A 20,514-nucleotide genomic window follows, 5' to 3' on the forward strand; every position below is an offset into this window, starting at 1 on the left:
TGGTTTGATCAGCGAACTGCGCTTACCCCGTCCAATGTCGAAAACGATGTGTCCTTGGCCGTAAGCAAAAAGTCGCGCATGTACGGCGCATCCAGCATGTCCGCGCGAATCCCCGCATACAGCGTCGCAAACAAGCCTTTCTCACCCAGGCGCTTGGCCTTCACGTAGCCACGCGAGCTGTATTCATGCAGCGCCCAATGGGGCATGCCGCACACGCCACGACCGCTGGCGACCAGTTGCATCATCATCACCGTCAGCTCCGAGGTCCGCACCTGGGCCGGCTCGATGTCGGCGGGTTCCAGGAAGCGCGTGAAGATGTCCAGGCGGTCGCGCTCCACTGGGTAGGTAATCAGGGTTTCGGGCAGCAAGTCTTCAGGCACGATGAACGACTTGTTCGCCAGCGCGTGCTGGTTGGCCACGGCCAGCATGGCTTCGTAGGTGAACAGCGGCACATAAGTGATGCCCGGCAGTTCCAGCGGGTCGGACGTGACTACCAGGTCCAGGTCGCCACGGGCCAGGGCCGGCAGCGGGGCGAAGGCAAAACCCGACGCCAGGTCCAGCTCGACTTCCGGCCAGGCGTCGCGGAACTGGTCGATGGTCGGCATCAGCCACTGAAAGCAGCTGTGGCATTCGATGGCCATGTGCAGGCGCCCAGCGGTGCCACCGGCCAATCGTGCGATATCGCGTTCGGCGCCGCGCAGCAACGGCAGGGTGGCGTCGGCCAGTTGCAGCAGGCGCAGGCCGGCGCTGGTGAAGCGTAGCGGCTTGGTCTTGCGCACGAACAGCTGCATGCCCAGGCGCTCTTCCAGCTCCTTGAACTGGTGGGACAGCGCCGATTGCGTCAGGTGCAGGCGCTCGGCGGCTTCCACCAGGCTGTCGGCTTCGCGCAGGGCGTGCAGGGTCTTGAGGTGACGGATTTCGAGCACGGGCTCTCCATGAAGACAATTTGTGACGAAGTTGAATAGCGTGAGTTTGTCTCATGTTGCAAGGCGTGTCGACCACGACCACTGGGCACTCTTCATCAAACTGTCATACAAGTGTGGCAGCGCGCTTGAACAAACTTCATCAGACTCGCGCTCTACTGGGGTTCTGCGTTTCGGTGTTTTTCATGCGCGTGTTGCTTTTACTGGCCGCCTTCTGGTTTGGCCTGCCGTCTTTTGCGGCGTCTCGATGTGATGTCAATGTCCCGACCCAAACGGTCGACCTGGAAACGGTGAGCATCGCCTACCAGAGCATCGGCCGTGCGTCCGATCCGGCGTTGCTGCTGGTGATGGGCCTGGGTGGGCAATTGATCCATTGGCCGGACGAAGTGGTGGAAGCCCTGTGTCAACAAGGCTTCAGGGTGATCCGCTATGACAACCGCGATGTCGGCCTGTCCACCTGGCGCCAGGCGCCGGCCAACGCCAATCTCACCTTTGAAGTGCTGCGCTACAAGCTCGGCTTGCCGGTGGCGGCGCCGTACACCCTGACCGATATGGCCGATGATGCACTCGGGCTGATGAGCGCGTTGCAGATCGAGCAATTTCACGTGCTCGGCGCGAGCATGGGCGGCATGATCGCCCAGCATTTGGCGGCCATGGCACCGCAGCGGGTGGAGAGCCTGACCCTGATCATGACCAGCTCCGGCGCCGAGGGCTTGCCGGCACCGAGTGCGGCGTTGGTGCAGCTGTTGTCGAGGCGCGGCGCGCCCAATCGCGAGGTGGCCCTGGAACAACAGGCCGATCTGCTGGCCGCGCTGGGCAGCCCGACGATCAAGGATGATCGCCAGGCGCTGCTGCACCAGGCGGCGCTCTCTTACGACCGTGCCTTCAACCCGGAGGGCGTGAAGCGCCAGATCATGGCGATCCTCGCCGAGCCCAGCCGCGTACCGCTGCTCAACCAGTTGCGCGTGCCGACCCTGGTCGTCCACGGCACCGCCGACCCGTTGTTGCCGGTGATGCACGGCGTGCACCTGGCGGCGCATATCCAGGGCAGCCAATTGAAGCTGATTCCCGGCATGGCCCATCGTTTCCAGGAGGCTTTCAAGGCGCCGCTGTTGACGGCGGTGTTGCCGTACCTGCAAGCCCATCGTGAAGACGCGGCCCATTGGGCACAGATTGATCAGGTGGCGCCTGCGAAGCTGTTGTGAGGTGGTGTATCGTGCAACCTTTGCGGCGTATGACTGCCAACGAGGTTGCCTACCATGAGTACTCCCCTGAAAATCGATTTCGTCAGCGACGTGTCCTGCCCCTGGTGCATCATCGGCCTGCGTGGCCTGACCGAAGCCCTCGACCAACTGGGCACCGAGGTGCAGGCCGAGATCCATTTCCAGCCGTTCGAACTGAACCCGAACATGCCTGCCGAAGGGCAGAACATCGTCGAGCACATCACTGAAAAATACGGCTCGACCGCCGAAGAATCCCAGGCCAACCGTGCGCGCATCCGCGACATGGGGGCCGGGCTGGGCTTTGCATTCCGCACCGATGGCCAGAGCCGCATCTACAACACCTTCGACGCCCATCGCCTGTTGCATTGGGCCGGGTTGGAAGGCTTGCAGTACAACCTCAAGGAAGCGTTGTTCAAGGCCTACTTCACCGATGGCCAGGACCCGTCCGACCACGCCACCCTGGCGATCATTGCCGAGAGCGTCGGCCTGGATATCAAGCGCGCGGCCGAGATTCTCGCCAGCGATGAATACGCCGCCGACGTCCGCGAGCAAGAGCAGCTGTGGACATCCCGTGGCGTGACGTCGGTACCGACCATCGTGTTCAACGACCAGTACGCGGTCAGCGGTGGTCAGCCGGTTGAGGCGTTTGTGGAGGCGATTCGCCAGATCATTCGCGAATCCCAGAACTGAAGCCGAGCACAAGTCAAAATGTGGGAGGGGGCTTCCCCCTCCCACAAATATCTCACTGGCCCGCCCCTTGCATTGACCCCCTAAAGCCATAGGGGACACATGACCTTGAACATTCTCGACCTCGATCACAGCCTCACGGCCCAGGCGCCGATTGCCCGGCGCCTGGCCAGTGGCCGTGCTACCTGCATCGACCTGCTCGACCTGGGCCCGAAGCTGCGCCTGTGGTCCACCGCAAAAACCTGGAAACGCTTCACCGAACGCCTGGCCCGACGGCCACGGCCTACGGATGCGCGACCGGAAATCCTGTTTGTCGGCTCCGGCGATTATCACCACCTCACGCCGGCCTTCCTTGCCGATCTCAAAGAACCCATCAGCCTGATCCACTTCGATAACCACCCCGATTGGGTGCGCTTTGCGCCCAAGCGACACTGCGGTTCGTGGGTCAACCGCGCGCTGAAAATGCCGGCGATCAAACGCATCGTCACCCTCGGCCCGTGCAGCGATGACTTGCACAACCCGCAGCTGCGCGGCGGCAACCTTGGCGCCCTCAAGCGTGGGCAGTTGCAGCTGTTTCCCTGGCAGCACCCGCCGTCGAAAGTCTGGGGCCGGGTCGGCGATGGCGCCGGTCACCAGCAGCAGGAAAACCACCTGCACTGGCGCAATCTGGCGGAGCTGGATTGGGCCGCATTCCTTGAACAGATGATCAGCAGCCTGCCCACAGAGGCGATCTGGATCACTATCGACAAGGACGTGCTCGCCAGTGAAGACGCGGCCACTAACTGGGACCAGGGCGGCATGCGCCTGACCCACTTGCTCCAGGCCCTGCGCGCGCTGGCGGCACGCAAACGCATCATCGGCATCGACGTGTGCGGCGAGTTCGCCACGCCGGCGTTCAGCAATGCGTTAAAGCGTTGGGAAGCCAAGTCCGACCAGCCGCCAGCGGGGCGCTGGAGCCCCGAGGATTTGCAGCGCAATGCGGCCACCAATGAAGCCCTGATCGACCTGTTTGAGGAGCTGTTCCCGTGACCTTGACCGTGGTGTTGCTGGTGGCGTTTTCCATCGTGCTCGATGTGATCGGCCAGTTGTGTTTCAAGCTCGGCCTGGACCGTTTGCCGGAGTTGGAAGGCGGCTTTCGCCTGAACGCATTCTGGGGCCAGGTGTTTAATGCGCCGTTACTGTGGGCGGGGATCGGTGCCTACGTCATCGAGTTTTTTATCTGGCTGGAAGCCTTGTCCCGTGCGCCGTTGAGCCTGCTGTTTCCAGCCGCCGCGCTGGCGTATTGCGGGGTGGTGCTGGCGGGCAAAGTGGTGCTGGGTGAAACCGTCAGCCGCCGCCGCTGGCTGGGCACGTTGGTGATTACCTTGGGGGTGATGCTGGTGGCGATTGCCGGGAGTCAGGCATGAATGCGCACGCATGGTTGCATGGGCGTTTCGGCACCGTGGTGCTCTGGGCCTTACTGATCTGCACCGAGAGCGCCGGGCAGTTGTTTACCAAAGTCGCCGGTGACCAACTGGGGCAGATGGATTTCAACCTGCAGTGGCTGGCCGATGTGGCGCGTAACCCAGGGATTCTGGCGGCGATTGCCTGCTACATCGGCGCGTTTTTCGTGTGGATGCTGATCCTGCGGCGCAGCAGTCTGTCCTTGGCGTTTCCGCTGAGTTCACTGGTGTTTGTGGTGGTGCTGCTGGGGTCGTGGCTGGGGCTGGGGGAACATATCAGCCCGCTGCACTGGGCAGGCGTTGCAGTGATTATCGGCGGGATAGTGCTGCTGGCTGAGGGCGAAGAAAACTGAGATAGGCCATGAACTGCAGGCCAAGGTGGGAGGGGGCAAACCCCCTCCCACATTTATATCTCCATGCATCAAGTGAATCAGTCGAAGGTGTAGCTGATCGCCGTCTGCACCTGGCCCTGATTCACCTCACCGGCCTGCCTGACGATACTGCTGTCCGCCGCCGAGCCCACCAGATGCACCCAGCTGGCGCTGGTCAGCAGTGACCAGTTGGGCGCCAGGGGGAACTGGAAGCTCTGGCTCAAGGTGATGTTCTGGAAACCGCCGCTGGCGTTGTAGGCCTTGAAACCCGTGGCCGCCGCCTCGTTTTCATCCACCCCGAAATACGTCTGGGTCTGCCGCGCATCCGCGAAGTGCGCCACCAGCCCACTGCTGCCAATGATCCCACCGCCCAGGGGATAGCCCAGCTCGCCGCCGACCTTGCCCAGCGCGCCGCTCTGGGAATGACCACCACCGACAGCCTGGCCCAACTGGGCATAGACCCGCCAGAAGTCAGCCGGAGCGTATTGGATGAACCCGCCTATTTCAGCCATGTCCGACACGTTGCGCAGGCCCTGCAACGAGCCGTTGGAGGTGCGCCCCTGCAGGTAATTGATGTACGGGCCGGCGCTGAAACCGTTGGTGTTCAGGGCGCTCCAGCTCAAACCGTCATCGGTGCCCAGGCTCACGTTGCCCCAGTCCAGGTCGAGGTAGGGGACGGGCCGGGTTTCGTAGCGGCTGCCGGTCGGGTCGTGGGGCTGGTAGCTGACGCCTGCGCCGACGTCACCGCTGATGCCTTCGGCGTGGGCGGCGAGGCTCAGTAAACCGGCGAGTGCCGCGCATGTGATCCTCAACATGGTCACAGTTCCTAAGTGAATACACGCGCATGAACGCGCAAACCCCCGGCCCCACGCAAGCACTCATCTTGTTTGTAGCAAGCTACAAAAATTGTAGCTTCCACGACACATTGCGCCTCCCGCGCCCAGCCCCGCTGGGCTTCAGCCACTTGGCACACTCCCTGCTCTACCCCTGGTGAACGCGCAGACAGCGCACTCCATCAAGGTAACCACAATGATTGACTGGCATATCGTGTGCGACTTCGACGGGACCATCACCCCCACCGATGTTATCGACAACGTCCTCCAACGCTTCGCCGGCCCCGAGTGGGAAACCATCGAGCAGCAATGGCTGGATGGGCATATCGGTTCACGCGAATGCCTGAGCCGCCAACTGGCGTTGATCAAGGCCACCCCCAGCGAGTTGCTGGCGTACTTCGACAGCGTCGAGATCGACCCGGACTTTCCGGACTTCGTCGATCACGTGATTGGCCTCGGCGCGTCCATCGAAGTGGTCAGCGATGGTATCGAGCAAGGCATTGCGCGGATCCTGTCGCGCAACTACGTGACCTTGCTGCCGATCCTCGCCAACCGCCTGCGCCAGGTCGACCAGAACAGCTGGCGCATCGATTTCCCGTATTCCAGCGACGCCTGCCGCGCCGCGTCCGGCAACTGCAAGTGCAAATCCACGCCGCGCAACAAGCGCGTGCTGGTGATCGGCGACGGCAAGTCCGACATGTGCGTGGCCTCCACCGCCGACTTCGTGTTCGCCAAGGGCAGCCTCGCCGAGTACTGCGTCGCCCACCAGATTCCCCATGCGCGCTTCGACAGCTTTGCCCAAGTGCCTGCGCTGCTCGCGCAACTGCCTCAGGGCATTGCCGCCAACGCGACCTCCTTCACTGCCGACACACAGGAAATTTTCCACCATGTCTGATATCCGCATCGCTACCGCCGAAGACCAGATCCTCCTGGATAAAGAAGCCAAGTACTGCTCCTACGGCGACACCGTCCACTACATCGAGCCGCCGCGTATTTTCAGCCGCTGCGAAGGCTCCTTCGTGTGGGACACCGAAGACCAGGCCTACCTCGACCTGCAAATGTGGTACTCGGCGGTCAACTTCGGTTATGCCAACCCGCGCCTGAACAACGCGCTGAAACAGCAGATCGATACCCTGCCGCAAATCGCCAGCCAGTACCTGCACAAGGGCAAGATCGAGCTGTCGGAAATGATCGCGGTGGACGCCAAGAACAAGTTCGGCCTGGACGGGCGCGTGCACTTCAACGTCGGCGGTTCGCAGTCCATCGAGGATTCGCTGAAAGTGGTGCGTAACGCCAGCAACGGCAAAAGCCTGATGTTCGCCTTCGAAGGCGGTTACCACGGGCGCACCCTCGGCGCGTCGTCGATCACCTCCAGTTTTCGCTACCGTCGCCGCTATGGCCACTTCGGCGAGCGCGCCAACTTTATCCCGTTCCCGTACCACTTCCGTGGCCCCAAAGGCATGACGAAAGAAGAGTACGGCAGCCAATGCGTGCAGCAATTCGCACGTCTGTTCGAGACCGAATACAACGGCGTCTGGGACCCGAAAACCAACCAGTGCGAATATGCAGCATTTTACGTCGAGCCGATCCAGGGCACCGGCGGCTACGTGATCCCGCCGATGAACTTCTACCGTGAGCTCAAGCACGTGCTCGACCAGCACGGCATTCTGATGGTGTCCGACGAAATCCAGATGGGCTTCTACCGCACCGGCAAGCTGTGGTCGATTGAGCACTTCGACGTGCAGCCGGATGTGATCGTGTTCGGCAAGGCCCTGACCAACGGCCTCAACCCACTGGGTGGCATCTGGGCCCGTGAAGAGCTGATCAACCCGAAGATCTTCCCGCCAGGCTCGACCCACTCCACCTTTGCCTCCAACCCGTTGGGCACGGCGGTGGGCCTGGAAATGTTCAAGATGACCAACGAAGTCGACTACGGCGCAATGGTCATGGCCAAGGGCAAATACTTTCTGGAAGGCCTGCAGGATTTGCAGAAGCGCTTCCCGATCATCGGCGATGTCGACGGCCTGGGCCTGGCGCTGCGCTGCGAAATCTGCGGCCCGGACGGCTTCACGCCGGACAAGGCGACCCTGGACTACATGGTCGAAGAAGGCATGAAGGGCGACATGGTGGTGGATGGCCAGAAACTCGGCCTGATCCTCGACGTGGGCGGTTACTACAAGAACGTGATCACCCTCGCGCCGTCCCTGGAAATCAGCTACCCGGAAATCGACCTCGGCTTGAAGCTGCTTGAGCAACTGCTGGTGCGAGCGACCACGCGGTGAGCCGGGCAGAGATCGACCTCGGCGAAGGTGATGCCGGCTTCGTTCTCGGTGAAGGTCCGGTCGGGATCCTGTTGATCCACGGCCTGACCGGCACTCCGACCGAACTGCGCCAGGTCGCCAAGGGCCTGGCCAAGGCGGGCAATTGCACGGTGTACGTGCCCACCCTGGCCGGGCACTGCGGTGATAACAGTGACCTGCAGGCCACTGGCTGGCGTGACTGGTATGAAGGCGTGCGCAAGACGTTTGTACAGATCAAGCAGCGGCACGCGCAGGTGTTTGTCGGTGGCTTGTCCATGGGCGCGGTGATGTCGATGTACCTGGCCTCCGAGCATCCGGGCCAGGTCGCCGGCCTGCTGATGTATTCCACCACCTTGAAGTACGACGGTTGGAGCATCAGCAAAATGGCGTTTATCACGCCGTTGCTGATCCGCATTCCTTTCGGCGTGCGCTTGTTCCGCTTCACCGAGAAGCCGCCGTACGGCATCAAGAATGAACGGCTGCGGGCGATCGTCGAGCGGCAGATGAAGGAGGGCGAGAGCAGTGAAGCGGGGTTGTTGACCATGGAAGGCGTCACCGTGCGCGAGTTGCACTGGATGAACGCGGTGGTCAAGAAACGCATGCCCCGGATCAACGTGCCGGCGCTGGTGCTGCACTCCATCGAGGACGACATCACCAGCCGCTGGAACGCCGATTACGTGGAGCGCCACCTCGGCGGGCCGGTGACCAAGATCCTGCTGGACAACTGCTACCACATGATCACCGTCGACCTGCAATACCGGCGGGTGATTGAGTTGAGTGCTGACTTCATCAGCCGGCAAGTTTCCTGTGGTGAGCAGCGCTGTTGTGGTGAACCGGGTTGTTGTGGTGAGCAGGGCTGTTGTGGTGAGCAGGCTTGCCCTGCGCTGGGTGGCGAAGCCGCCCCAAAACCTGCCATTGCGGTCTAGCTGGAGAAACTCATTGCCTGGATTGGGGCTGCTTCGCCACCCAGCGCGGGCGGTGCGACGATTCGACAAGCCCGCTCACCACAGAAAGCATACTCACCATAAGAAGCCCCATTCACCACAAAAGCACTTTCACCACAACAACTCCAACTGGAAGCCAATGTGATCACCACCCAAGCCTTCCCCACCATCCGGGCCCTCCAGCGCAGTGCATGGAACGATTGTTTTCCGGGTGCCCTGGAGGACTGGGACTATTACGTCGCCGTGGAAAACGCCGCCATCGATGATTTCCAATGGCGCTACCTGGCGGTTTACGAAGATGGAACCCTGGTGGCGGTCGCGCCCGCGTTCATCACCCATTACCGCCTCGACACCACGGTGTCCGGCGCCGGCAAGCGCTTGACCGAACGCCTGGAGCGGCTGTGGCCCGGCGTCTTGCAGTTGGGGCTGTACGCCATCGGCTCGCCGGTGGCCGAGCGCTGTGATGCCGGATTTGCCAGCCACGTGCCCGAGTCGCGCCGCCCGCTGTTGCTCAAGCATGTGCTGCAAGCCGCGCGCCACGACGCCGATGATTTCGGCATCGGCCTGTTGGCGGTCAAGGACGCACCGAGCAACGATCCGCACTGGGTCGACAGCTGCCGCGCCGCCGGTTTCCAGGCCATGCCGAGCCTGCCCACAGGCGTATTGCCGCTGCCCTATGGTTCGGTGGACGCCTACCTCGGCTCGCTGGGCAAATCCACGCGCAAGGACCTGCGCCGCAAACTGCGCGCGCCCGGCCCACGGGTGGAATGGCGGCGCAATATCGACGACGTGCTGCCTGAGGTCATGCGCCTGTACGAAGCCACGCTGACACGGGCCGAATTGCAGTTCGAACGCCTGCCTGCGAGCTACTTCACCGGTGTGCTCGAACGCCTTGAATCGCGCGCGGTGTGTGCGCTTTACTGGGTGGACGAGCAGTTGGTGGCGTTCAACCTGATGCTGGTGGACGAGCACCGGCTGGTGGATAAGTTTTTCGGGCATGACGTGGCGTTTACCCGCGACTACAACCTGTATTTCCGCAGTTGGCTGACCAACGTCGACTACTGTATTGAGCACAAGATTGCGCTGTACGAGTGCGGCCAGGCCGGGTATGCCAGTAAGCTGCGCCTGGGCTGCGAGTTCCAGGGCAACAGCGTGTTCTTCCGGCATCGCAACCGGCTGGTCAACGGCCTGCTCAAGTTGGTAAAACTGTTTATTCGACCGGATCGTTCCGACCCTGCCATGGCTGCTGCGATAAGCGAAACCTGATGATCACCAAGACCCGCCAGAAAGCCCGCCCCTTTGCCATTTCGCGCTGGAGCGTCCAGCGCAAGCTGGTGCTGGCGTTCTGGTTGGTCAGCGTGGTTCCCACCATGATCGCGGCGGAACTGGCCGCTAGCACGCTGTCGCAGATTTTCGACAGTAACGTGCGCATTTGGCTGCAAGAGTCGACCAAGATCGTCAAGGACGAGATCGGCGACATCCTTCACGACAACGCGCGCATGGCCAAGCTGTTCCTGCGCTACATCAGCCCGCCGGACAACAAGCAAGCCGCCCGACACGACCGGCTGACGGCCGACATTGCCGATGCCACGGACATCGACGTGGTGGCGCTGATCCGCGCCAGTGATCGAAAAGTGGTGTTCACCACCGCCGCCGATGACATCGTGCAGCAGATCAGCCTGGCCAAGAATACGGTGCTGCAAACGGTCAAGGTGGGCGGGGCCACCACCGGTATCGTGGTCTCCACCTTCGAGACCAGCCGGGACGGCGTCGACTACCTGCTGCTGGTCGGCACCTACCTGGACAGCAGTTTCCTGACCAGCGTGGCCGATGTGCATTCCCTCGACCTGCGCCTGTACCTGGCCAACCCGGAGGGGTTCTCGGAAATCTTCTCGACCCAGCGCTTTGAGGATCACCCGTCGCGCATCCCCAAGACTGTCGAAACCGCCATGCGCGCCACTCGCCAGCCCAGCGAGCAGTTCACCAACAACTACAGCGGTTTGTACTGGCCGATCTTCAACGATGCCGGCGATTTGCAAGGCGTGATCTTCAGCGGTCTGCTGCGCCATAGCAGCCTGATGGGGCTGGTCAACCAGAGCAACCTGTTCGTGCTGATTTTCCTGGTCAGCTCGGCGCTGTCGCTGGCGGCGGGGGTGCTGGTGTCGCGGCGCCTGACCCGGCCGCTGCGGGATTTGTCCGAAGGCGTGGGGGCGGTGATCTCGGGCAATTACACGCACCGCGTGGCGGTCAGCGGCGGCGATGAGCTGGCGCAGTTGAGCAGCACCTTTAACCATATGACCGAGCGCCTTGGCGAGTTGCATCACCTTGAGGCCCAACTGCGCCGACGTGACCGCCTGCACGCGTTGGGTGAAGTCGCCATGGGCCTCGCCCACGAGATCCGCAACCCGCTGGGCATCATCAAGACCGCCACCCAGTTGTTGCACCGCCGCGCCGACCTGCCGGACACCGACAAGCGCCACCTGGAATACGTGATCAGTGAAGTCAGCCGCATCAACGACCTGATCACCGAGTTCCTCGACTTCGCCAAGCCCAACCCGCCGCTACGGGTGGTGCAGCCGGTGCGTGCGCTGGTGGAGGAGATCCTCGGCTTCTGCGCGCCGGAACTGGCGACACATAACATTGATGCGCAGATCGACGACCAGGCACCGGGCGCGACGATCTACGCGGATGCCAAGCAGCTTAAACAGGCGTGCCTCAACCTTATTCTCAATGCCATCGACGCGATGCCCGACGGCGGGCGCCTGACGCTGGGGATTCGCACGGTAAACGACCACACCGTTATCAGCATTGCCGATACCGGCCAGGGCATTGCAGCAGAGATGGTCGAGCGCATCTTTACGCCATTCGTGACCACCAAGGCCTCAGGTACCGGCCTGGGCCTGGCCAAAGTCTATTCGATCATGGAAAGTCACGACGGCAGCATCGAATGCGCCAGCGAGAAAGATGCCGGCGCCACCTTCAGCCTGTACATTCCGGCGATGGGCGAAGACGACGAGGACAGTCATGACGCATAACATTCTGGTGGTCGACGACGAACCCAAGCTCTGTGACCTGCTGACGTCGGCCCTGAGTCAGAACGGCATCCAGGTATTTATCGCCGGTAACGGCCTGCATGCGCTCAAGGTGCTGGAGCAGGAAGACATTGACCTGGTGATCAGCGACTGGCGCATGCCAGGCATGGACGGGCCGGCGCTGCTGGCGGAGATCAAGGTGCGCTACCCCCACGTGCCGGTGATCGTGATGACCGCCTACAGCACGGTGAAAAATGCGGTGCAGTCGATGCGCAACGGCGCCTATGACTACATCGCCAAGCCGTTCGATATCGATGAGCTGGACATCACCGTCAGCAAGGCGTTGCAGTTTCGCGACATCATGCGCGACAACGCACGCCTGCGCGCCGAGCTGGATGAGCATGCGCAGTTCGACAGCCTGGTGGGCGACAGCCCGGCGTTTCGCACGGTGTTGCAAGCGGTGGACTCGGTACGTGACAGCAGCGCCACCATCCTGCTGACCGGCGAAAGCGGCACCGGCAAGGAAATGGTCGCCCGTGCCATCCACAAGCACGGCAGCCGTGCCGACAAACCTTTCGTGGCGGTCAACTGCGCGGCGATCCCGGAAGGGTTGCTGGAAAGCGAAATGTTCGGCCACCGCAAGGGCGCGTTCACTGGCGCAGTCGCGGACCGGGTAGGGCGCTTCATGCAGGCCGACAAAGGCACGCTGTTCCTTGATGAAGTCGGCGATATGCCTTTGGCGTTGCAGGCCAAGATCCTGCGCGCCTTGCAGGAGCGGGTCATCGAGCCGGTGGGCGACCCTCGCGAACGCAAAGTGGACGTGCGGGTGATCGCGGCCACCAACAAGAACCTGCTGGAAGCGGTAGCCAATAAGGAGTTTCGCGAAGACCTGTATTACCGCCTCAACGTGTTCCCGATCCCGTTACCGGCCCTGCGCGAGCGCGTGGAAGACATCGCCCCGCTGGCGCGTCACTTCGCCCACAGCCTCAGCGCCACCGCCGGCAAACGCATCACCGGCTTCAGCCCCGAGGCGTTGCAGGCCATGGCGGCGTATCACTGGCCGGGCAATATCCGCGAGCTGCAAAACTGCGTGGAGCGCGCGACCATCGTGGCGGCGTCGCCGGTGATCGAGGATATAGATTTGCCGGGGTATCTGTTTGCGTCGAAGCCGGGCGAGGGCGGCGTGACGGCGATCCTCAGCGATGGACCGGGGATTCCCCAGGACCTGGACGCGGCGCTGGCGGAGGTGGAGAAGGCCTACATACTGGCGGCGTTGCACGAGAGCAATGGCGTGCAGGCCGCGGCGGCGGCGAAGATCGGGATCTCTGAACGCAGTTTCTGGTATCGCCTCAAGAAGCTGGGCATTCAAGTCGACAAAATAGTCCGCTGACCCAACCGGGATAAAAAATGTGGGAGGGGGCTTGCCCCCGATGGCAGTGGGTCAGTTAAAGATAAGGTGACTGACACGCCGCTATCGGGGGCGAGCCCCCTCCCACATTTTGACTGTGGTGTGTCAGGTGTGGAGGCGCACCCAGACGCTGACCAGCACCGTCGCCGCCATCAACCAGGCTACCGCCGCCAAGGCCAATGACGCCTCCAACCGCATCCGATCCACCAGCACATACAACGTCGCCAAATACACAAAGTACGGAATGATCGACCACATCCCGAACAGGATCGTGGTCTTCAAATCGTCCACCGAACGGCCCTTGCCGACGATGTAATGGGCGATCAGCGCAAAGGTTGGAAACAGCGGCACCAACCCCGCGATGTAATAGTTCCTGGTCTTGGCCAGCGCGGCCAGGATCAGTACCACCGCCGCGCCAAGGGCGGCCTTCAGGAATAGATCCATCAGTGACTCAACCCGTATTTCTTGACCTTGTCGAACAGCGTGGTCTTGGCCATCCCCAGCTCCTGGCTGGCCTGGGTCAGGTTGCCACCGCTGCGTTGCAGGGCGTCGCTGAGCAGGTTGCGTTCAAACGCTTCCACCGCCTCGGTGAAGGCCACGCCCTGGTTGCCGCTGCCGGCGCCGCTCTTCTTGAAGGCGGGCAGGCCGAGGGCGAAGCGTTCGGCGACGTTGCGCAGTTCACGCACGTTGCCGGGCCAGTCGTGGCTCATCAGGCTGGAGAGGGTCTGGTTGTCCAACTCCGGCACGCTGCGGTCGAAGCGCAGGGACGACTGCTGCAGGAAGTGTTCGAACAGTTGCAGGATGTCTTCCCGGCGCTCGCGTAAAGGCGGCAGTTCCAGAGTGACCACGTTGAGGCGGTAGTACAGGTCACTGCGGAACTGGCTGGCGCGGCTCAGTTCGTCGAGGTCGGACTTGGTGGCGGCGATCACTCGGCAATCCACCGCCACGCTCTGGTTCGAACCCAGGCGTTCCAGGGTGCGTTCCTGCAAGACCCGCAGCAATTTGATCTGCAGGTTGATCGGCATGCTTTCCACTTCATCGAGGAACAGCGTGCCTTCATGGGCGTGTTCGATCTTGCCGATACGCCGCTTGCCGGCGCCGGTGAAGGCGTTGGCTTCGTGGCCGAAAATCTCGCTTTCGAACAGGTTTTCGGGCAGGCCGCCGCAGTTGAGCGCGACGAACTGGTGCGAGTGACGCCGGCTGAAATCATGCAGGCAGCGGGCGACCAGCTCCTTGCCGGTGCCGGTCTCGCCTTCGATCAGCACGTTGGCCGAGGTGTCGGCGACGTTGGCGATCAGCTCGCGCAGGTTCTGCATGGCCGGGGAGCGGCCGATGATGCGGCCTTCCAGGGAGTCGCGTTCGGCCAACTGACGGCGCAGTGACCAGACTTCCCGCGCCAGTGCGCGTTGCTCCAGGGCACGCCGGGCGACATCCACGAGGCGTTCGGGAGAGAAGGGCTTTTCCATGAAATCGTACGCGCCGTTGCGCATGGCGCCGACGGCCATGGAAATATCGCCGTGCCCGGTAATCAGCACCACCGGCAGGCTTTTATCCAGGGCCTTGAGGCGGGTCAGCAGCTCCAGGCCGTCGATGCCCGGCAGGCGGATGTCGCTGATCACGATGCCCGCGAAGTTCTCGCCGATGCGCTTCAACGCCTCTTCGGCACTGCCTACGCCGACGCTGGGAATATCTTCCAGCGCCAGCGCCTGCTGGCAGCCGAGCAGCACATGGGGGTCGTCTTCGACGATCAGCACGGTGAGGTCTTGAGGATCAATATTCATGTCGACTCAGCTTTTTGAGCGCCCACCAATGGCAGGCTCAGGACAAAGGCAGTACCACCACTGGCCGGGTGTTCCACGGCGAGGTTGCCGCCGGTGGCCGCCGCGAGGCTGGCGGACAGGGTCAGGCCCAGGCCCAGGCCTTGCTCGCCGGGCTTGGTGGTGAAGAACGGTTCGAACAAATGCTTGCGCGCCTCGGCGTCGATGCCGTGGCCGTTGTCGCGCACATACAGGCGGTATTTGCCTTCGGCAACGCTGCCTTCCAGCCACAGTTCAGGGGTGGGTTGGGCCTGCATGGCGTCGAGGGCGTTACCGATCAGGTTGACCAGGATCTGCTCCAGGCGCGTCTGGTCGATCTGCAGTTGGGCCGCTGCGAAGTCGCGGTGCACCGTCAGTGCCAGGCTGTCCAGGCGTGCGCCCAGTACCTGGAACGCGGCGTCCACCGCCTTGGCGAGGTTGGCTTCGCCCTGGTCATCACCGCGCCGGGCAAAGGAGCGCAGGCTGGCGGTGATGCGCCCCATGCGGTCGATCAGTTCGTTGATGGTCTTGAGGTTGGCGCTGGCGGTGTCCAGGGCGCCGCGCTCCAGGAAGCGCACAGTGTTGCCGGACAAGGTGCGCAACGCCGCCAACGGTTGGTTCAATTCGTGGGCGATGCTGGTGGACATCTGGCCGATGGCCGCCAGTTTGCCGGCCTGCACCAGCTCATCCTGGGCGCGACGCAGGGTCTCTTCGGCCTGGCGCCGTTCGCGGATCTGGCCCTTGAGCCGTTCATTACTGGCACGCAGGTCGGCGGTGCGTTCGGCAATCCGACGTTCCAACTGGCTGTTGGCTTCCTGCAGCGCTTCACGCGCGGCGAGGCGGGTGGCGATGACCTTGCGCCGCTCGTTCCAGGCGATCAGCAGGAAAGCCACCAGGCCAAAGGCCACAGCCACCAGGATGCCCTGGTTGATCGCTGCGCGGCGCAGGTCATTGAGCGGGGTGAGCAGGGTGAAATTCCACGGCGTGTCGTAGAGCGGGCGGGTTTGCGCCAGGTAGCTGACTTCGTGTTCGTCGTTGACCACTTCGCTGTTGGCCGGGAAGGTCAGTTTTTCGGTGCCTTCGTTCAGGCGTTCACGGGCCAGCGGTTCCAGCTCGTTCAGTGTTGCCCAGTAATATTGCAGGCTGTGGGCCAGGCGATCCTTGGTCTCATCGCTCAGCGGGCGCACGGCCTTGAGGCGGCGGGCCGGGTCGCTGGAGAGAATGATGATGCCGTTCTCGTCGCTGACGAACGCTTCCAGGCGCGCACGTTGCCAGCGTTCTTCCAGGGCTTCGAGACGCACCTTGACCACTGCGACGCCGATGATCTTGCCGTGCTCTTCCAGGCCGTGGGCCAGGTAATAGCCGGGTTCGCCGTTGGTGCTGCCGATACCGTAGAAACGTCCGGGCTGGCCGCGCACGGCGTTCTGGAAATAGGCGCGGAAGGACAGGTCTTCGCCCTGATAACTGTCGGCATCGCGCCAGTTACTGGTGGCCAGTACCCGGCCGGTGGTGTCCATCACATAAATGGCCCGACTGCGACTGCGTCGGTTCAGGCCTTCGAGGTAATCGTTGACGCTTTTACGGGTTTCCTGGCTCGGGTCGGCGAGCAACTGCGAGACGCTGGTCTCCAGCTCCAGCAGGCTGGGCAGGTAGGTGTATTTGCTGAGTTCACTTTCGACGGTGCGGGCATGCAGCTCCAACTGGCGTTCGCCGGTGTCGCTGAGGGTGCGGATGCCGTAGTACTCGCTGATCCAGAAGCCGATATAACCCAGGCCGATCATCAGGGCGACGATCAACGGCGGCAGGAACAGTTGGCGAATCAGACGAGGCTTCACGGCAAGTGATGGCGGTGCGGCGCGAAATTGGTTGGGGTCGCATTTCATCACAGATGCCTTGGGTCAACCAGAGCTTACCGGCCTGCGCGATCCAATGTGGGAGAGGGCAAGCCCCTCCCACATTGGTCATGTTCCTACAGTGGCAGCTGTGTAGGGCTTAGTGCTGCAGGATTTTCTCAAGGAAGTGCTGTGCACGCTCGGAGCGGGCGCTGATGTCGCCGAAGAATTCTTCTTTCGGGCAGTCTTCGATGATCTTGCCGGCGTCCATGAAGATCACGCGGTCGGCGACTTTACGGGCGAAACCCATTTCGTGGGTCACGCACATCATGGTCATGCCTTCATGGGCCAGTTGCACCATCACGTCCAGCACTTCGTTGACCATTTCCGGGTCCAGGGCCGAGGTCGGTTCGTCGAACAGCATGACGATCGGGTCCATGGCCAGGGCGCGGGCAATCGCCACACGTTGCTGTTGGCCACCGGAGAGTTGGCCGGGGTGCTTGTGGGCGTGCGCCGACAGGCCGACGCGCTCCAGCAGTTGCAGGCCTTTCTTGGTGGCTTCTTCCTTGCTGCGGCCCAGCACCTTGATCTGCGCGATGGTCAGGTTTTCGGTGATGGTCAGGTGCGGGAACAGTTCGAAGTGCTGGAACACCATGCCCACGCGCGAGCGCAATTTCGGCAGGTTGGTCTTCGGGTCGGCGATGGAGGTGCCGTCGACCACGATGTCGCCCTTCTGAAAGGGTTCCAGCGCGTTGACGCACTTGATCAGCGTGGACTTACCCGAGCCCGAAGGCCCGCACACCACGATCACTTCGCCTTTTTTGACATCAGTGCTGCAATCGGTCAGCACCTGGAAGTCGCCATACCACTTGTTGATGTTCTTGATAGAGATCATACGGCAAACCTTTTTTGCAGACGCTTGACCAGCAGCGAGGCGGAAAAGCTGATGATGAAGTAGACGACACCGGCAAAGATCAGGAACTCATTGGAGCGGCCGATGATGTCGCCGTTGGAGCGGGCGGAGTTGAGGAAGTCCACCAGGCCCACGGTGTAGACCAGCGAGGTGTCCTGGAACAGGATGATGCTCTGTTGCAGCAGCAACGGGGTCATCTTGCGGAACGCCTGGGGCAGGATGATCAGGCGCATGGTCTGGCCATAGGTCATGCCCATCGCTTGTGCTGCGCCCATCTGGCCCTTGGGGATCGACTGCACGCCGGCCCGCACGATCTCACAGAAGTACGCGGCTTCGAACATCATGAAGGCCACGACGCAGGAGGTGAACGCACCGATCGGGGTGTCTTCGCCGGTGATCCAGCGCAACACGAACGGCACCGCCAGGTAGAACCAGGTGATCACCAGCAGCAGCGGGATCGAGCGGAAGTAGTTCACGTAGGCGCCGGCCACGCGCGACAGCAGTTTGCTGGACGACAGGCGCATCAGCGCCAGGACCGTCCCCAGTGCGATGCCGCCGATCACGCCCATGACCATCAACTGCAGGGTCATGACCATGCCGTTCCACAGGCCCGGGATGGCGGGGATGATGCCGCTGAAATCGAGTTCCATTATTTACCCCCCACGGAGATCAGGCCGGGCACCGCGACTTTCTTCTCGACCACACGCATCAGCAGCATAAGGCTCATGTTCAGGGTGAAGTAGATCAGCGTGGCCAGGGTGAAGGCTTCAAACAGGTTGGCCGAGAACTCGGCGGTCTGTTTGGTTTGCGCCAGCAGTTCCATCAAGCCGATCAAGGACGCCACGGAAGAGTTCTTGAACACGTTGAGGAATTCCGAGGTAAGCGGCGGAATGATGATGCGGTAGGCCTGGGGCAGCAGCACGTTCCAGTAGATCTGCGGCAGCTTGAAGCCCATGGCGCGCGCAGCGGCCTCTTGGCCCCGTGGCAGCGCCTGGATGCCGGTGCGCACTTGCTCACACACACGGGCAGCGGTGAACAGGCCCAGGCACACGACGACGCTCAGGTAGGCCGAGGTGGTCGGGTTGAGGTCCTGTTTGTACCAATCCTGCAGGTTTTGCGGCAGCAGGTCGGGTATCAGGAAATACCAGATGAACAGCTGAACCAGCAGCGGCACGTTACGAAACAGTTCCACGTAGCAGGTCGCGATGCCCGATACGAGGCGGTTAGGCACCGTGCGCATGACCCCCAGAATGGAGCCCAGCAGCAAGGCGATAATCCACGCCACGACAGCGATGGCAATGGTCCAGCCCAGGCCGGCGATGTACCAGTCGAGATAAGTCTCGCTGCCCACGCCGGTGGACTTGAAGAACACGCCCCAGTCCCAGTTGTAATTCATTAGGGTCTCCCCTCGAAGTCGATCGATGTACAAGCACCCGCTTGGGGAAGATCCATTCCCACCTGACGATGAACGCCAGGCACACGCGATCGGCTCGAAAACCGCCAGGTCGAGTGTTCCAAGTTAAAGCCAGCAGGTAATTACAGACGCCTGAGGGAGGGTTGGCTCCCTCAGGACATAAGCTTAGTCAGGTATCAGATTTTTACTTCTGGCGCTGGTTTGTCGCTAGGGTTAGCGATCAGATCCTTGACTTTGTCGCTCATCGGGAAGTTCAGGTTCAGGCCTTTCGGTGGGATCGGGCTTTCGAACCATTTGGCGTAGATCTTGTTGATCTCGCCGGACTTGTACAGGGCGACAATGGCGTCATCCACGGCTTTCTTGAAGTCCGGGTCGCCTTTGCGAACCATGCAAGCGTAGGCTTCGAAAGACTGCGGAGTACCGGTAATGACCCAGTCGTCCGGCTTCTTGGCCTTGGCTTCTTCGCCGGCCAGCAGGGCGTCGTCCATCATGAACGCAACGGCGCGGCCGCTTTCGAGCATCTGGAAGGATTCGCCGTGGTCTTTGGCGGAGATGACGTTCATGCCCATCTGCTTGTCGGCGTTCATCGCTTTGATGATGCGCTCGGACGTGGTGCCGGCGGTGGTCACGACGTTCTTGCCTTTGAGGTCAGCGAAGTCAGCGTAGGAAGGCTTGCCTTCCTTGTCTTTCTTGACCAGCAGGCGGGTGCCGATTTCGAAGATGTTGACGGTGAAGTCGACTTGCTGGGCGCGCTCGGTGTTGTTGGTGGTGGAGCCGCACTCAAGGTCCGCAGTGCCGTTCTGGATCAGCGGGATACGGGTTTGCGAGGTGACCAGGTTGTACTTGGTCTTCAGGTCGGGCTTGTTCAGGTCTTTTTTCAGTTGCTCAACGACAGCCACTTGAATGTCGTGGGAGTAACCAACGGGTTTGCCCGAACCATCCGCGATGTAGGAAAACGGAATGGAGCTGTCGCGGTGAGCGAGGGTGATGGTGCCGGAGTCGTTGATTTTCTTCAGTGTGCCGGTGAGTTCGGCGGCAAAAACTGGAGTGCTGATCAGAGCAGCAGCGATAGCTGCGCCCAGGATATGGGGAACGATGCGCATCAATACTTCCTCGACATTTGTTTTTTTTATGAAGCCAGTTAGACGGCTCTCTTGTACAGCGAATGCCCTTGACGGCTCCTGAGGCGTCCCAGGCAATCGTCCAAGAGTGTAGAGCATGAGTCGTGCCAGGCCAGGCGTAAAAGCTTAACTGGTTGATTTATATGGTTATTAACTTTGTGTGACGGTAAATACGTAACTGTTTAATCCGGCAAACCGACTAGGCTGGGGTGTCGCGTTCGGAAAACCGAATGATCTGGCCGGCATAAAAAAGCCCCTGGGCCTCACGGCGCAGG

Annotated in this window: 20 protein-coding genes; 11 read left to right on the plus strand and 9 right to left on the minus strand. The window is 61.7% G+C overall.

The features are described from left to right. Positions 1-8 precede the first annotated feature (8 nt). Entirely contained in the window at positions 9-926 is a 918-nt protein-coding gene (metR, locus tag DNK50_RS09480) for a transcriptional regulator MetR (RefSeq protein ID WP_099583510.1), read from the minus strand. 182 nt (positions 927-1,108) lie between these two features. On the opposite strand from metR, the gene DNK50_RS09485 reads away from it, so the two are divergent. The 5 genes from DNK50_RS09485 (at position 1,109) to DNK50_RS09505 (ending at position 4,628) form a co-directional block, all read left to right on the plus strand. Continuing rightward, entirely contained in the window at positions 1,109-2,128 is a 1,020-nt protein-coding gene (locus DNK50_RS09485) for an alpha/beta fold hydrolase (RefSeq protein WP_099583509.1), read from the plus strand. A 54-nt stretch (positions 2,129-2,182) separates the two neighbouring features. Beyond that, positions 2,183-2,836, plus strand: coding sequence for a DsbA family oxidoreductase (locus tag DNK50_RS09490; RefSeq protein ID WP_112193727.1), 654 nt, complete (start codon positions 2,183-2,185; stop codon positions 2,834-2,836). Between the two features lie 105 nt (positions 2,837-2,941). Beyond that, on the plus strand, positions 2,942-3,862 hold the full coding sequence (locus tag DNK50_RS09495; protein WP_112196915.1) for an arginase family protein: 921 nt from the start codon (positions 2,942-2,944) through the stop codon (positions 3,860-3,862). Next, complete coding sequence (locus tag DNK50_RS09500) at positions 3,859-4,239, plus strand: transporter (RefSeq protein ID WP_032891828.1); 381 nt, start codon at positions 3,859-3,861, stop codon at positions 4,237-4,239. The genes DNK50_RS09495 and DNK50_RS09500 overlap by 4 nt, the downstream gene beginning before the upstream one ends. Beyond that, positions 4,236-4,628, plus strand: a complete 393-nt coding sequence (locus DNK50_RS09505) for an EamA family transporter (RefSeq protein ID WP_112193729.1) — start codon at positions 4,236-4,238, stop codon at positions 4,626-4,628. Before DNK50_RS09500 ends, DNK50_RS09505 begins: the two co-directional genes overlap by 4 nt. Positions 4,629-4,705: 77 nt before the next feature. On the opposite strand, the gene DNK50_RS09510 is transcribed toward DNK50_RS09505, so the two are convergent. Continuing rightward, positions 4,706-5,461: a MipA/OmpV family protein gene (locus tag DNK50_RS09510; protein ID WP_099583506.1), complete on the minus strand. Its 756-nt coding sequence runs from the start codon at positions 5,459-5,461 to the stop codon at positions 4,706-4,708. 214 nt (positions 5,462-5,675) lie between these two features. Between DNK50_RS09510 and DNK50_RS09515 the strand changes: the two genes are divergently transcribed. The 6 genes from DNK50_RS09515 to DNK50_RS09540 all read left to right on the plus strand — a co-directional run bounded on the left by DNK50_RS09515 (position 5,676) and on the right by DNK50_RS09540 (position 13,145). Further along, positions 5,676-6,374 carry an MtnX-like HAD-IB family phosphatase gene (locus DNK50_RS09515; RefSeq protein WP_112193731.1) on the plus strand — a complete coding sequence of 233 codons (699 nt, stop codon included), beginning with the start codon at positions 5,676-5,678 and terminating at the stop codon, positions 6,372-6,374. Beyond that, the gene (locus DNK50_RS09520) at positions 6,367-7,761 is read left to right on the plus strand and encodes an aspartate aminotransferase family protein (RefSeq protein ID WP_112193733.1); all 1,395 of its coding nucleotides are present in this window, start codon (positions 6,367-6,369) and stop codon (positions 7,759-7,761) included. Before DNK50_RS09515 ends, DNK50_RS09520 begins: the two co-directional genes overlap by 8 nt. Further along, positions 7,758-8,705 (plus strand): carboxylesterase, encoded by a 948-nt coding sequence (locus DNK50_RS09525; protein ID WP_112193735.1) that lies wholly within the window; start codon positions 7,758-7,760, stop codon positions 8,703-8,705. The genes DNK50_RS09520 and DNK50_RS09525 overlap by 4 nt, the downstream gene beginning before the upstream one ends. A 159-nt stretch (positions 8,706-8,864) precedes the next feature. Beyond that, positions 8,865-9,989, plus strand: a complete 1,125-nt coding sequence (locus tag DNK50_RS09530; RefSeq protein ID WP_099583502.1) for a GNAT family N-acetyltransferase — start codon at positions 8,865-8,867, stop codon at positions 9,987-9,989. Further along, the gene (locus DNK50_RS09535; RefSeq protein WP_099583501.1) at positions 9,989-11,758 is read left to right on the plus strand and encodes a HAMP domain-containing sensor histidine kinase; all 1,770 of its coding nucleotides are present in this window, start codon (positions 9,989-9,991) and stop codon (positions 11,756-11,758) included. Before DNK50_RS09530 ends, DNK50_RS09535 begins: the two co-directional genes overlap by 1 nt. Further along, positions 11,748-13,145, plus strand: a complete 1,398-nt coding sequence (locus DNK50_RS09540; protein ID WP_112193737.1) for a sigma-54 dependent transcriptional regulator — start codon at positions 11,748-11,750, stop codon at positions 13,143-13,145. Before DNK50_RS09535 ends, DNK50_RS09540 begins: the two co-directional genes overlap by 11 nt. A gap of 123 nt (positions 13,146-13,268) precedes the next feature. Here DNK50_RS09540 and DNK50_RS09545 read toward each other — a convergent pair whose 3' ends face one another. From DNK50_RS09545 to DNK50_RS09575, 7 genes are all read right to left on the minus strand, one after another. Continuing rightward, positions 13,269-13,607, minus strand: coding sequence for a GlpM family protein (locus tag DNK50_RS09545; RefSeq protein WP_112193739.1), 339 nt, complete (start codon positions 13,605-13,607; stop codon positions 13,269-13,271). After that, positions 13,607-14,887 (minus strand): sigma-54 dependent transcriptional regulator, encoded by a 1,281-nt coding sequence (locus DNK50_RS09550; protein ID WP_244653802.1) that lies wholly within the window; start codon positions 14,885-14,887, stop codon positions 13,607-13,609. The genes DNK50_RS09545 and DNK50_RS09550 overlap by 1 nt, the downstream gene beginning before the upstream one ends. Positions 14,888-14,940: 53 nt before the next feature. Beyond that, positions 14,941-16,842: an ATP-binding protein gene (locus tag DNK50_RS09555; protein WP_112193742.1), complete on the minus strand. Its 1,902-nt coding sequence runs from the start codon at positions 16,840-16,842 to the stop codon at positions 14,941-14,943. A 109-nt stretch (positions 16,843-16,951) separates the two neighbouring features. Beyond that, a complete protein-coding gene (locus tag DNK50_RS09560) occupies positions 16,952-17,686 on the minus strand; it encodes an amino acid ABC transporter ATP-binding protein (RefSeq protein WP_049709764.1) in 735 nt (244 codons plus the stop codon). Further along, positions 17,683-18,354, minus strand: a complete 672-nt coding sequence (locus DNK50_RS09565) for an amino acid ABC transporter permease (RefSeq protein ID WP_099583496.1) — start codon at positions 18,352-18,354, stop codon at positions 17,683-17,685. The genes DNK50_RS09560 and DNK50_RS09565 overlap by 4 nt, the downstream gene beginning before the upstream one ends. Then, entirely contained in the window at positions 18,354-19,100 is a 747-nt protein-coding gene (locus tag DNK50_RS09570; protein WP_024073702.1) for an amino acid ABC transporter permease, read from the minus strand. Before DNK50_RS09570 ends, DNK50_RS09565 begins: the two co-directional genes overlap by 1 nt. Positions 19,101-19,294: 194 nt before the next feature. After that, a complete protein-coding gene (locus tag DNK50_RS09575) occupies positions 19,295-20,221 on the minus strand; it encodes a glutamate/aspartate ABC transporter substrate-binding protein (protein WP_099583495.1) in 927 nt (308 codons plus the stop codon). Positions 20,222-20,514 lie beyond the last annotated feature (293 nt).

The sequence above is a fragment of the Pseudomonas sp. LG1E9 genome (genome assembly GCF_003290225.1).
Taxonomy (GTDB): domain Bacteria; phylum Pseudomonadota; class Gammaproteobacteria; order Pseudomonadales; family Pseudomonadaceae; genus Aquipseudomonas; species Aquipseudomonas cyclaminis.

What these genes read in the sequence shown, in the direction of transcription:
- DNK50_RS09520 (WP_112193733.1), top strand. Translation starts at nt 6,367, where the DNA reads ATGTCTGATATCCGCATCGCTACCGCCGAAGACCAGATCCTCCTGGAT.
- DNK50_RS09570 (WP_024073702.1), bottom strand. Translation starts at nt 19,100, where the DNA reads ATGAATTACAACTGGGACTGGGGCGTGTTCTTCAAGTCCACCGGCGTG.
- DNK50_RS09565 (WP_099583496.1), bottom strand. Translation starts at nt 18,354, where the DNA reads ATGGAACTCGATTTCAGCGGCATCATCCCCGCCATCCCGGGCCTGTGG.
- DNK50_RS09490 (WP_112193727.1), top strand. Translation starts at nt 2,183, where the DNA reads ATGAGTACTCCCCTGAAAATCGATTTCGTCAGCGACGTGTCCTGCCCC.
- DNK50_RS09510 (WP_099583506.1), bottom strand. Translation starts at nt 5,461, where the DNA reads ATGTTGAGGATCACATGCGCGGCACTCGCCGGTTTACTGAGCCTCGCC.
- DNK50_RS09545 (WP_112193739.1), bottom strand. Translation starts at nt 13,607, where the DNA reads ATGGATCTATTCCTGAAGGCCGCCCTTGGCGCGGCGGTGGTACTGATC.
- DNK50_RS09560 (WP_049709764.1), bottom strand. Translation starts at nt 17,686, where the DNA reads ATGATCTCTATCAAGAACATCAACAAGTGGTATGGCGACTTCCAGGTG.
- DNK50_RS09505 (WP_112193729.1), top strand. Translation starts at nt 4,236, where the DNA reads ATGAATGCGCACGCATGGTTGCATGGGCGTTTCGGCACCGTGGTGCTC.
- DNK50_RS09535 (WP_099583501.1), top strand. Translation starts at nt 9,989, where the DNA reads ATGATCACCAAGACCCGCCAGAAAGCCCGCCCCTTTGCCATTTCGCGC.
- DNK50_RS09555 (WP_112193742.1), bottom strand. Translation starts at nt 16,842, where the DNA reads ATGAAATGCGACCCCAACCAATTTCGCGCCGCACCGCCATCACTTGCC.
- DNK50_RS09575 (WP_099583495.1), bottom strand. Translation starts at nt 20,221, where the DNA reads ATGCGCATCGTTCCCCATATCCTGGGCGCAGCTATCGCTGCTGCTCTG.
- DNK50_RS09485 (WP_099583509.1), top strand. Translation starts at nt 1,109, where the DNA reads ATGCGCGTGTTGCTTTTACTGGCCGCCTTCTGGTTTGGCCTGCCGTCT.
- DNK50_RS09540 (WP_112193737.1), top strand. Translation starts at nt 11,748, where the DNA reads ATGACGCATAACATTCTGGTGGTCGACGACGAACCCAAGCTCTGTGAC.
- DNK50_RS09515 (WP_112193731.1), top strand. Translation starts at nt 5,676, where the DNA reads ATGATTGACTGGCATATCGTGTGCGACTTCGACGGGACCATCACCCCC.